This window comes from Sinomonas notoginsengisoli, from assembly GCF_021554725.1.
GTDB lineage: Bacteria > Actinomycetota > Actinomycetes > Actinomycetales > Micrococcaceae > Sinomonas > Sinomonas notoginsengisoli.
The window spans coordinates 48,631-60,629 of sequence record NZ_JAIZDP010000009.1; the positions used below are offsets into that span (position 1 = coordinate 48,631).

Annotated in this window: 10 protein-coding genes; 2 read left to right on the forward strand and 8 right to left on the reverse strand. The window is 70.2% G+C overall.

Annotation, left to right across the window (positions count from 1 at the left end; all coding sequences use genetic code 11):
* Nucleotides 1–62: 62 nt before the first annotated feature.
* The 7 genes from LF262_RS13690 to LF262_RS13720 all read right to left on the reverse strand — a co-directional run bounded on the left by LF262_RS13690 (nucleotide 63) and on the right by LF262_RS13720 (nucleotide 8,718).
* Complete coding sequence (locus LF262_RS13690; protein ID WP_235780955.1) at nucleotides 63–869, reverse strand: amino acid ABC transporter ATP-binding protein; 807 nt, start codon at nucleotides 867–869, stop codon at nucleotides 63–65.
* Nucleotides 866–1,864 carry an amino acid ABC transporter permease gene (locus tag LF262_RS13695; RefSeq protein WP_235780956.1) on the reverse strand — a complete coding sequence of 333 codons (999 nt, stop codon included), beginning with the start codon at nucleotides 1,862–1,864 and terminating at the stop codon, nucleotides 866–868. Before LF262_RS13695 ends, LF262_RS13690 begins: the two co-directional genes overlap by 4 nt.
* Before the next feature lie 5 nt (nucleotides 1,865–1,869).
* Complete coding sequence (locus LF262_RS13700) at nucleotides 1,870–2,811, reverse strand: ABC transporter substrate-binding protein (RefSeq protein ID WP_235780957.1); 942 nt, start codon at nucleotides 2,809–2,811, stop codon at nucleotides 1,870–1,872.
* A 185-nt stretch (nucleotides 2,812–2,996) separates the two neighbouring features.
* Entirely contained in the window at nucleotides 2,997–4,691 is a 1,695-nt protein-coding gene (menD, locus tag LF262_RS13705; protein WP_235780958.1) for a 2-succinyl-5-enolpyruvyl-6-hydroxy-3-cyclohexene-1-carboxylic-acid synthase, read from the reverse strand.
* A 38-nt stretch (nucleotides 4,692–4,729) separates the two neighbouring features.
* The gene (locus LF262_RS13710; protein ID WP_235781006.1) at nucleotides 4,730–6,781 is read right to left on the reverse strand and encodes a PhoX family protein; all 2,052 of its coding nucleotides are present in this window, start codon (nucleotides 6,779–6,781) and stop codon (nucleotides 4,730–4,732) included.
* 165 nt (nucleotides 6,782–6,946) lie between these two features.
* Nucleotides 6,947–7,978 carry an o-succinylbenzoate synthase gene (locus tag LF262_RS13715; protein WP_235780959.1) on the reverse strand — a complete coding sequence of 344 codons (1,032 nt, stop codon included), beginning with the start codon at nucleotides 7,976–7,978 and terminating at the stop codon, nucleotides 6,947–6,949.
* Complete coding sequence (locus LF262_RS13720; RefSeq protein ID WP_235780960.1) at nucleotides 7,975–8,718, reverse strand: M50 family metallopeptidase; 744 nt, start codon at nucleotides 8,716–8,718, stop codon at nucleotides 7,975–7,977. The genes LF262_RS13715 and LF262_RS13720 overlap by 4 nt, the downstream gene beginning before the upstream one ends.
* 178 nt (nucleotides 8,719–8,896) lie before the next feature.
* Here LF262_RS13720 and LF262_RS13725 point away from each other — a divergent pair, with 178 nt between their 5' ends.
* Nucleotides 8,897–9,754: a phosphatase PAP2 family protein gene (locus LF262_RS13725; protein WP_235780961.1), complete on the forward strand. Its 858-nt coding sequence runs from the start codon at nucleotides 8,897–8,899 to the stop codon at nucleotides 9,752–9,754.
* A gap of 52 nt (nucleotides 9,755–9,806) precedes the next feature.
* Nucleotides 9,807–10,748, forward strand: a complete 942-nt coding sequence (locus LF262_RS13730; protein WP_235780962.1) for a phosphatase PAP2 family protein — start codon at nucleotides 9,807–9,809, stop codon at nucleotides 10,746–10,748.
* 49 nt (nucleotides 10,749–10,797) lie between these two features.
* Here LF262_RS13730 and LF262_RS13735 read toward each other — a convergent pair whose 3' ends face one another.
* A complete protein-coding gene (locus LF262_RS13735; protein ID WP_235780963.1) occupies nucleotides 10,798–11,985 on the reverse strand; it encodes an MFS transporter in 1,188 nt (395 codons plus the stop codon).
* Between the last annotated feature and the right edge of the window lie 14 nt (nucleotides 11,986–11,999).

Below are 11,999 nucleotides of genomic sequence, written 5' to 3' on the forward strand. Positions count from 1 at the left end.
TTCCTTCCGTCGGGGTCCCTGACGGCCTTCGCGGGGTTGCAGTGCCGCGGGCGGCGCTCTCCCTAGAGGACCTTGCCGAGGAAGGCCTTGGTGCGTTCGTGCTGCGGGTTGGCGATGATCTCGCGGGGATTACCCGACTCGACCACCACACCGCCGTCCATGAAGGTCAGGGTGTCCCCGACTTCGCGGGCGAACCCGATCTCATGGGTCACCACGATCATCGTCATGCCGGACTTCGCAAGGTCCTTCATGACGTTGAGCACATCCCCCACTAGCTCGGGGTCGAGGGCCGAGGTCGGCTCGTCGAAGAGCATGAGCTCGGGCTCCATGGCCAGCGCGCGCGCAATGGCGACGCGCTGCTGCTGGCCGCCGGAGAGCTGCGCCGGGTAGTGGTTGGCCCGGTCGGAGAGCCCCACCTGGTCGAGCAGCTCGAGGCCACGCTTCCGGGCCGAGGCCTTGTCTCGGCCCTTGACCTGGACGGGGGCTTCCATGACGTTCTCGAGGGCCGTCTTGTGGCCGAAGAGGTTGAATCGCTGGAACACCATGCCGATGTTGCGGCGCTGGCGTGCGATGTCTTTGACGGTCAGCTCATGGAGCTTGCCGCCGTGCTCGCGGTAGCCGATGAGCTCGTCGTTGACCCAGATCCGGCCTGCGCTGATCGACTCGAGGTGGTTGATGCAGCGCAGCAGGGTGGACTTGCCCGACCCCGAAGGGCCGACCAGGACCGCGACCTCACCCTGCTGGACAGTCATGTCGATCCCGCGCAGCACGTGGTGCTGGCCGAAGTACTTGTGCACGTCCTGGATCCGGACGAGCTCCTTCGCCCCGGGGGCGGCGTGGTGGATGCTCTCGGGCGCCGGTGCGCTCATCGTCCGCTCTCCTCGATGTCCTTGCCGGTCACGGTCGGGCCGCCGGGCATGGTGCCCCCGGGGCCAAGGCCAGCGGCAGCGGCCTTGGCCGCCGCACCGTTCACTGGGGCCTGGACCAGGTTGTCGACGCCCCTGCCGTAGTACTTCTCGATGTAGTGCTGGCCGACCATGAGGATGCTGGTGACCACGAGGTACCACGCGGCCGCCACGATCAGCAGTGGGATCGGCAGGTATGTCCGGTTCGCGAGAGTATTGGTCACGAACGTCAGGTCCAGGGTGAACGGCACAGCGAGGACAAGCGAGGTGGTCTTGAGCATGCCGATCGTCTCATTGCCCGTCGGGGGGACGATCACGCGCATGGCCTGCGGCAGCACAATTCGCCACATGATCTTGGTCCCCCGCATGCCGAGCGCCTCCGCAGCCTCGACCTGGCCCTTGTCCACGGACTTCAAGCCCGCACGGAAGATCTCGGCGAGGTATGCGGACTCGTTCAGGCCCAGGCCCAGCACTGCGGCCCAGAAGGCGTTGAGCAGGTCCTGGGTGGTGAAGCTGAGCAGCTCCGGGCCGAAGGGGACACCGACGCTCAGCTTCGGGTACAGCACCGAGACGAGTCCCCAGAAGATGAGCTGGGTGTAGACAGGGGTTCCGCGGAAGAACCACACCCAGAACCACGACGACCAGCGCAGGATCGGGTTGTCCGACTGCCGCATGAATGCGAGGACGACCGCGAGGACGATCGCGAGGACCATCGACAGGACGGTGAGGAGGAGCGTCCACCCCACGCCCCGCACCACGTTCACATCGAGGATGTAGAGCGCAAAGGTGTCCCAGTGGAAGTTGGGATTAGTGGCCAGGCTCTGGATCGCCAAGGCCGCGACGATGAGGATGACGGCCGCCCCGACCCACCGGCCGGGGTGACGCACCGGCACGGCCTTGATCAGCTGCGGCGAGCCGCCCTTCACGGCCTCTGGGGTTTCGGCCCTATGAACAGTCATGGCACTCACGACGAGACAGACGGGTTGACTTCGGACTTGGAGACAGCGCCCTCGGAGTTGTTCCACGTCGCGAGGATCTTCTTGTAGGAGCCGTCGCCCATGAGCTTGGTCAGGGCCTTCTGGACGAGGTCAGTGAGCGCCGTGTCGCTCTTTGCCACGGCGATGCCCTGCGGGGCGGCGTCGTACGTGTCGCCGATCTTCTCCACCCCGCCGTTGGTCTGCTGGATGGCATAGCCGGTGATCGGCGAGTCCGCGGCCATCGCGTCGAGGCTACCGCTCACGAGGCGGGTATTGAGATCGGTCTGCGCCTTGAGCGAGACGATGTTGATGGCCTGCTTCCCGGACGCCGTGCACTTGGCGTTGCGGTCCTTGAGGTCTGGATCCTCCTGGACGGTGCCCGTCTGGACGCCGATCGTCTTCCCGCACACGTCGTCCAGCGAGAACTTCTTCGGATTGCCCTTCTGCACGGCCCACGCGGTGCCGGCATTGAAGTAGCTCACGAAGTTGACGGCCTGGAGGCGCTCCTTGTTGATGGTGAAGGAGCTGATGCCGAGATCGTACTTGGGGCCGAGAGCGGGCAGGATGCCGGTGAAGTCTGCTGTCTGGACCTCGACCTTGAGGCCCAGAACGGCGCCGATCGCCTTCGCGAGGTCTACGTCGTAGCCCATCGGCGTGTGGTTGTCCGCGCCCCCGAGGAACTCTGCCGGGGCGTAGGTCGTGTCGGAGCCGACCACGAGGGTGCCTTTGGACTTGATGGGAGCCGGCACCTGCGATGCGAGCGAATCATCCTTCGCGACGGACGTGGGGTCGAATGACGCTGACGACGCCGACGACGCCGGCTTGCTCCCGCCACCGGTTTCGGAGGCGTTGGTGCAGGCCGTAAGGGCCAGCGCGCCGACGGCGAGGACGGCCGCGCCCTTGACCGCGAGCTTCGCGGAGAAAGTCATATGTCTGCCTTCACTTGGAGGTGCGTGTCGGAAGTGCTAGTGCGACGACCCATCCTACCGTGTCACCAGCAGGATGAGATGTGCATCACAGACAACTAATGTTTCACCATTGGACAATATCGGAGAGCCCGAATCAAGCCCGGGGCGAGGAGATGGTTCTGGAATTCCAGACTGGGCCGGTCCGGCTAGGACCGGACGCCGACCGCGTCGACCACCGCAGCGCGGATCCGGCCATGCAGCGCCCTGAGCCCGCTCCGGTCAACGCGCGCCTCGATGATCTCACGCCCAGCCCGCCGGGGAGCCGAGAGCGCGTCGGCGGCCTCCGCCGTCGTCCGCACGAGTGTGTGCCGTACCCCGTACGCGGCGGCGAGCGCACGCAGGTCGGCGCGGTGCGGTGTCCCGAAGAGACGTTCGACCGCGACTCCCGCCCCCGGGTGGCCCGGCTCGCGGCCCACCCTGCCGTGCTCGAGGAGGCCGAAGATCGCGCCCCCGGAGTCGTTCAGCACGACGGCGCGAACATCGGGTTCCGCCTCCCCCTCCCCGATGAGCAGGCCGCCCGCGTCGTGCAGGAGCGTCAGGTCCCCGAGGAAGACGGTGGTCTCGATGCGACGGCCGAGCCAGAGCCCACTGGCCGTCGAGACGGTGCCGTCGATGCCCGCCAGGCCCCTGTTGGCGAAGACGCGCGCGGCTGGCTGGGGGGCAGGGGCGGCCGCGAGGTCCACGTCCCGGATGCCGTTCGACGAGCCGAGCATGAGCTGGCCTCGGGCGTTCTCCCACACGAGCTGCGCGAGGCGCGGCCCCGTGAGCGGCGCGCCCGGGCCGGTGATGATCCGGTCCACCGCCTCCTGCGCGGCGGCGCCGGCGAGGAGCCACGCATCGAGCCAGCCCTCGGCGCCGCGCCCGGCAAAGCCGGAGAGGACGTCGAGGTCGTCGATGAGCCGCTCGCGGCGGCGCCCCTCGCGGAACCAGGCGGCGGGGCGTGCGTGGTACAGCGCAGTCTGGACGCCTTCCCGTGCGAGGAGCTTGGTGACAGGCCGAGAGAGGGTGGGGCGCCCGAACAGGACGACCCGCTCGATGGCGTCCCCAGGCGGCCCGTCGAGCAGGAGCCGGTACGGACCCACAGCGTGACCGCCGAACCGCGCGTTCGAGGTCGGCTCCGCGAGGAGCGGCAGCCCGTGCGCGGCTGCGAATGCCTCCGCGAGCGGCCCCGCACCATGGCCCGCGAGGACCGCCGTGCGCCGGGGCGGTAGACCGCCGAGGGCCGCGACCGGAGGGCGGCGGTACGCATACGGCTGCACCGGCGGCGCGTCCCATCCGCCCAGCGAGGGCTCCCAGCCCTCCTGGGGAACGAGCGGCTCGCGGAAGCACAGGTTGAGCTGGGCTGGGCCCGCCGGAACGCCGTCGAGTGCGCCGGTCGCCGCGGAGAGCGCCGTCCGCACGGAGGACGACGGCGACGCGCCCGCCTCGACCGTCGCCGCGAAGCGCACGTGCTCGCCGAAGAGGTCGAACTGCTCGGTGGTCTGGTTGGCCCCGGTGCCGTGCAGATCCTCGGGCCGGTCTGCGGAGAGCACCACGAGCGGGACCTCCGCGTGGTTCGCCTCCATCACGGCGGGCACAAGATTCCCCACGGCCGAGCCGCTCGTGGTGACGACCGCCGTCGGCCGTCCCGAGGAGAGCGCGGCGCCGAGCGCCGTGAAGCCGCCCACCCGCTCGTCGATCCGGACCACGAGCTCGAGGTGGCCGCGCCCCTCCGCCTCGGCGAGCGCGTACGCGAGCGGCGCGCTGCGGGACCCGGGGCAGACGACGACACAGCGGACGCCGCCCGCGAGCAGCTCGTTGACTGCTTCGCGGGCGGCGTCGATGGAACTGAGGGGACTCACCTTCCCATCGTAGGGTTTCGGCTGGGTTCAGCGACCGATCACTTGGCGTGGACGGACGGAAGCACCTGAATGATGCTCGGGCGCGGGGCGCGCACCTGGCCTGCGGCGGGGGCAGTGCCCTGGGCAACGTAGTCCGGGAAGAGCGAGTTCGGTGCCTCGAACGAGCCCTCCTCCCCGGGGTGCTGGACCGCGACGTAGACGTGGCGCTCCTCGTCGTGGACGATCGGGCCGCAGGTCTCCGCATCGCGCGGGACGGCGAGGAACTGCTCCACCCTTCCACGCTCGGGGCCCTCGAGCGTGACCTTGAAGAGGCCGTCGTTGTAGCCGATCGCACTCGGGGCGCCGTCCGTGGCGAGCCACATGTAGCCGGAGGAGTCGAACGCGACGTTGTCCGGGCAGGAAATCGGGGAAACCTGGTCTGTGGGGTAGCCCGCGAAGTACGTGGACTGGTTCTTCGCCGGATCGCCGCAGACGAGGAGCAGGTTCCAGCCGAACGTCGTGGCGGTCTGGTCGCCGCCGTCCTCGGTGATCTCGACGATGTGCCCGTCCCGGTTCTGGCGGCGCGGGTTGGCCTCGTCCGCTGGGGCGTTGGAGCCCTCGCCGCGTTTGGAGTTGTTCGTGCAGACCACGTACACCTTGCCGGTGGTCGGGTGCGGCTCGACATCCTCGCAGCGGTCCATCTTCGTCGCGCCGGCCTTGTCTGCCGCCAGACGCGTGTAGACGAGGACCTCCTCGACGCTCATGCCCGCGATCGCGGACGTGCCGTCGACGACGAGCGGGAGCCACTCGCCAGCACCGTCGAACGCGCCGTCGGACGGGAGCTTTCCCGTGCCGTCGATCTCGGCGGCCGGGGAGTGGCCCGTGAACTTGGCGACGTAGAGGTTGCCCTCGGAGAGGAGGGTCATATTGTGTGCACGGTCCGCGGGTGTGCCTCCGTCGCGATAGGTGTTCTTGGAGACGAACTTGTAGAGGTAGTCGAAGCGCTCGTCGTCGCCCGAGTACGCGACGACCTTGCCGTTCGCGGCGATCCGGACGTTCGCGCCCTCGTGCTTGAAGCGGCCCAGAGAAGTGTGCTTCTTCGGGGTCGACGTCGGATCCATCGGGTCCACCTCGATGACCCAGCCGAAGCGGTTCTCCTCGTTCTCGTAGCCGGCGTTGCGGGTATCGAAGCGCGGGTCGTCAAGCTCCCAGCCGCGACCCGTGGCCCTGTCCTGGAGGCCATAGCGCTTCTGCGCGGCAGACCTCCCGGCGGAGCGGAAGTAGCCGTTGAAGTTCTCCTCGCCGGAGAGGATCGTGCCCCACGGCGTGGTGCCGCCGGCGCAGTTGCCCAGCGTGCCCCGAACCTTGCGCCCGGTGGGATCCGCCACGGTCTTCACCAGAGCCGAGCCCGCTGCGGGGCCGGTGAGCTCATACTCCGTGTTGAGGAGGAAGCGGCGGTTGCGCGGCGCCCCCTTGACATAACTCCATGCGCTGTTCTTGTCGCGGCGCGTGAGCTCGACCACGGAGAGGCCGTGGGCTGCACGGGCGACGGCGCGGACGCGGGCCTTCTCGCCGGCGAGCTGTGCCGCCGGGAACATGATGTCCTCGTTGGTGTACTCGTGATTCGTGAACAGGACTGCGCGGTGGCCGTTGTCGCCGTCGATACGGAGGATGTCCGTGTAGTCGTTGTTGTAGCCGAACTGCCTGGCCTGGGCCTCGGCGGTCTGGTCCATGACGTCGAACTCGGGCGAGTCGCTGAAGAGCGGGTCGCCCCAGCGGATGATCGGCTGCCACGAGTAGCCGGACGGCACGGTGAACTCGTCCACGAGCTTGTTCACAGGCTTGATCGGGGTGAAGTCGAGCTGGCTGTTGACGGCCTTGGCTCCCGGGGCGAGGCGCTGGCCCGCGGCCTCGGCCTTGCCGCCGGTGAACGCGAGGGTGAGGGCGCCGGCGAGCCCGAGGCCGAGCGCGGAGCGGCGGGAGATGGCCCCGGCTGCGATGTCGCGGAAGTAGCTGTTGGCCGAGGTGTTGCAGACCTCGCCGAGGCACGCGTTGTCGCACTTGAGCGCGCACGTGACGGCGCTTCGCTTGCCGCGGACATGGTCCAGCATGGGCAGGAGGGGACGGCGGGATTCAGACAAGGGGAACGTCCTTACTGGTGCGAGCAGATTGACTGTCCGACCAGACGACCATTCCCAGCAAAAATTCAGCCGATGCATAGGTTAACTCAAGGTGAATGGGCTAGCGAGGTTCGTCACAGTGAACGGGGCAGGGCCTCAATGGCCCACTTGCCCCCTCGCGAGCACCGCGTGGCAGCGGCGCAGCCGCTCGAGCCACCACTCGCGGCGGTCGATGGGCGCGGCGAACCGCTCGAGCAGCTCCGGGTCCGGTGTGGCCCGCTCCGCGAGGGAGTCCGCCGACACGAAGCCGGCCTCGGGCACGAGGGGCGAGGCGACGACGTCGTGCGCCAGCAGCGCTCCGGTGCCCAGCCCGCACGCGTGGGGCAGCGACGGCAGGGCGGCCGCGAGGGCGACGCCGGCAGCGAGCCCCACCGAGGTGTCGATCGCCGAGCTCACCACGGCCGGCAGCCCCGCCTCGCGGACGATCTCCAGCGCCCGCCGCACCCCGCCCAGCGGGGCTGCCTTGACGATGATGAGGTCCGCGGCGTGCGCTCGGGCCACGCGCAGGGGGTCCTCCGCCTTCCGGACGGCCTCGTCCGCGGCAATCCGCACGGGAGTCCCCCGCGCTTCGAGCAGCGCGCGGACCTCTGCCAGCCCATTGATGCCCGGCACCGGCTGTTCGGCGTACTCGAGGCTGAACTCGTTGAGCCTCGACAGCGCCTCCACCGCCTCCGGAACGGTCCAACCCGCATTGGCATCCACGCGCAGGTCCGCCTCGGGGAGGGCATCGCGGATGGCGGCGACCCGGGCAACATCATCTGCGAGGGCCTGCCCCCGCTCGGCGACCTTGACCTTGACCGCGCTTACGGGCCCGAACGCCGCGAGCACCTCGCGCACCTGGCCGGCCGGAACCGCCGGGACAGTGGCGTTGACCGGCACGCGAGCGCGTACCGGCTCGGGGAACCCCTCCCAGGCCGCTTCGATCCCGGACGCGAGCCAGCGCGCGGCCTCGGCGTCACCGTACTCGAGGAATGGCGCGAACTCACCCCACCCCGCGGGGCCGCGCAGCAGCAGCGCCTCGCGCTCGGTCACGCCGCGGAACCTCACGCGCATCGGCAGGCGCACGACGGCGGCGCTCGCCTCGAGCTCGGAGAGGTCCGGTAGCCCAGCGGCCGGGGCAGTGCTCATGAACCCACTGTAACGACAGCACCGGCGAGCACCGCCCACGAGGCAACGCCCGCCAGGGCGATCACCGCCGCGAACGTGAACAGCCACACGGCGGAGGGCACCCCGGTCCTGCGGGCGAGGTTGTACGCGTCCGAGCTACCCAGCTCGCGGCGGCGCGCGGTGTGGACCATGACGACGTTCCACCAGTCACGGGCAGCACCGAGGACCAGCGCGAGGCCCACGGCGAGGGTGAGGTGGCCCTGGATGTCCGGCGGGACCGCCACGACGATCACGGCAACAGCGAGGATGGCCCCGCTCAGGATCAGGACGCCGGCGAGGTTGCGGATGAACAGGAAGACGAGCACGAGCAGGACCAAGGACACCGACAGCGCGGCCCTCCCCCAGCCCGCCGCGGAGGCCCATGCGAGGGCAGCCCCCACGACGGCCGGGGACGGGTAGCCCCAGAACCCGAACCACACCGCCCTTCCCCTGCCGACGCCGCGGGTCGTGCCGCCCTGGTCCAATCGCAGCGTGATGCCGGTGACGCGCATGCCCGTGGCCAAGCCTGCGAAGGCGTGGCCGAGCTCGTGGACGATCGTGACGAACCGGCCGAAGAACCGCCACAGGAACGGGACAACGCACAGGGCTGCTGCGATGCCGAGGAGCCAGGCAAGCTCCGACGGCGGCACCGCCAGCGGGTGCGAGCGGGCGAACCCCTGCACAAAACCGTCGATGAACGCCTGCCACCACACTTGGACCACGCTTCCCGAGCGTAGCCGAGGCAACTGGGTCGTCGGTGGCTGCCGAAGTGTGCGCTCGTGCTCAGACGGGCTGGCCGCACCGGCATGTCGCATCGCGACACGCCGCTGCGCACGCGCATGTCCACCCCCAGTCTGAGCAGGATGGGACGCCGTCGCCCGCCCATGGCAGGCTTGGGACATGCCCGCCCACCGCGCCCCTGCCCCAGGGCCTTTCCTGTTGGCCGGGCTCCTCGCAGCCGCGGCCTGCGCGGGAACCTACTGGGCCTTCGTGCGCACGCGAGCCGGCCAGGAGCTCGACCAGTCCGCACTGCTCGAGGCCGCCGCCATGTTCGGCAGCTGGAGCCGGGACAACCTCACGGCGCTCAATAGCCTGCCCGCCGCCGCCGCTGCCATCGCGGCCGCCGCGCTCGCCCACGCGCTCCTCGTACGACGCCGCCGTGCCGCCCCGGCGATTGCCCTCACCGCCGCGCTGGGGGCCAACGCCGCCAGCTATGTGCTCAAGCACTGGGCGCTGGCCAGGCCGGATTTCGGATTCAGCGCACTCGGTGAGAACACGCTGCCCTCCGGCCATGCGACGCTCACGGCCTCAGCCGCCGCCGCGGTCTTCCTGGTGGCCCCGCCGCGCTGGCGCCCTGCCGCCGCGTTCGCCGGTGCCACCTATGCCGCCGCAACCGGGCTCGTCATGCTCGTCAACCACTGGCACCTGCCCGCGGACGTCGTGGCCGCGTTCTGTCTCGTCGCGGCGGTGATGGCTCCGGCCCTGTGGATCGTCCTCCATCGGGAGGGCCGGAAGGTGACCCGCGCTGGTACCGAGGATGCCGAGCGCCGCTGGCTCCGCCGTTCGGTGCGCGCCTCCCTTGCCGCAGCCTCGGTGACCGCCGTGTCGCTCCTGCTCATCCTCGCGGTCCCGCACGCCGAGCGCAGGGCCGGCACGGTCCCTCAGGTCTTCGCGGCCGCTGCCGGCGGGATCGTCGCGGTCGGATACGCCGGTTCGGCCGCGGCGATCCGGCTCGCCGCCGGGCGCCGCACCGCCTGACCCCAGGCAGCCTCTTGGGTCCGCCACAGGTCTTTGTGGGACGCTGGACACCATGCCCGTCAAGAGCCGCGCACGCGAAGTGACCCAGCCCGCTGGCCACCAAGCCCCGGACGAGGGTGAGGGTCCAGCCACGCCCCGAGCGACCCCGCGCGTAGAGCCCTTCCTGCTCGCCTCGCTCGCCGCAGTCGCCGGGCTGCTGGCAACCTACCTGTTCTTCGTGCGCACTACCACGGGCCAGTACATCGACGAGTCCGCCCTCGTCGAGGCCACCCAGCTGTATGGCGCCGCGACCAGGGCCTCGCTGCGCTTCCTGGACTACCTGCCGGCGCTCTCGGTCGTGCTCGGCGCGCTCGCGCTGGGCTACGCCGTCCTCGTACGACGCCGCTGGGTCGCCTCGCTCATTGCCCTCGCCGGAGCGGGCACGGCCAACATTGCCACCCAGATGCTGAAGAACGACGTCTTCACCCGTCCCTTCCGTGGAATCGAGACCTTCGCCGAGAACTCGCTGCCCTCGGGCCACACGACGCTTGCCGCCTCAGCCGCGGCGGCGGCCTTCCTCGTCGCCTCGCCCCGCTGGCGCCCCCTCGTCGCCTGTGCGGGCGGCACCTACGCGGTCGGGACCGGCGTCGCGACCCTCGTGAACCAGTGGCACCGGCCCGCAGACGTGGTCGCGGCGTACCTCGTCGTCGCGGTGTTCATGGCCCCGGCGGCATGGCTCGTGCTGCGGACCGGCACGAGGTGGAACGCGTGGGGCGGGTTCGGGAGCCATCCGGGCTCATCACGGCTCTGGATCTTCCTTCCGACGCTCGTGGGGCTGGGCGCTGCCGCTCTGGCCGTGGTCGAGCTGATGCGCATTGCGCCGATGGCCGGCCAGGAGGAGAGCACCACTAACTACTTCTGGGCCGGCTCGGCCCTGATCGTGATCATCGGCTATCTGATCGTCACGTCGGCGTCATGGCTCGTGGGCTACGAGTCGCGCCGCATTCCGCACTGATTCGCCCGGCCCTGGGCCTCGCGCCCTGCCGATGCCCACGCTTACGGGCTCACGGCCTCGCGGCCCGCGGCACGCTCCATGCGAGCACGGCGGCTGCGGCGAGCCCCAGCAGCCCGGCGGAGGCCACCCCCACGCCGAGGGCCGCCACCGCGGTCACCGCGGAGAGCAGCACTGGTCCAAGGGTGCTGCCGGAATCGGCCATGAGGCGCCACAGCCCAAGGAACTGGGCCCGCCCGTGGGCCGGTGAGAAGTCCGCGCCGAGGGTCATGATCATGCCGGATCCGATCCCATTGCCGAGGCCCAACAGGCACGAGACGGCGAGGAAGGGCCAGAACGCGGAGGTGAAGGGCATCGCGATGAGGGCCAGGCCCATGATCGTCATCGACGGGACGGCGACCGCGAGCCGGCCGCGCAGGTCCATGACCCGGCCGCCGGGGTAGAAGAGCAGCAGGTCCACCCCGCCGGCGATCCCGTACACGAGCGACGCCGTGGGGGCATCGAGGCCTAGGTGCTCGGCCCACAGCGGAATGACCACCTGGCGGGACTGCCGGACGGCTGAGACGAACAGGACCCCGAGCCCCACGGTGGCGAGGACCTTCCAGTGTGCCGCGGCCACGCGCCCAAGGCGGGCCTGCCCAGGGGAACCGGGTCCTGCGGCGTCGTCCTCGAGATCCGGCATGAACAGCGCCACGGCGGCCGCACCCGCGAACACCACGACTCCGACCCAGTAGGCCCCGCGCAGGCCCCACACCTGCATTGCCGCGGCGCCGAGGAATGGGCCGAGGAAAAGCCCAATCCGCAGCGTCCCGCCCAGGGTCGAAAGGGCGCGGGCACGGAACCCGAGCGGCACGGCCTCGGTGAGATACGTCTGCCGTGCGAGGTTGGTGACGCTCCCGGCCATTCCAAGCACGACGAGGGCGGGCATGAACTGCCACAGCTCGGTGGCGAGCGCGGCGATGCTCAGTGCGACGGCGCCCGCGGCCTGGGCGCCGACAATCGCCCACCGCTCTCCGAATCTGACCGTGAGAAGCGAGGCGGGGAGGTTGAAGACGAGGGAGCCGAGGCCGATGAGGGTCACGGTGAGAGCGGCAACGGCCACCGAGCCGCCGAGGTCCCGCGCCGAGAGCGCCACGACCGGGAGCACCGCGCCCTCTCCGAGGGAGAAGAGCACTGAGGGCCCGAAGGCGGGGACGGCGATCGAGAGCAGGGAGAACTCCTCGTTGCCTGATCGAACCACTCCCCCACTCTAAA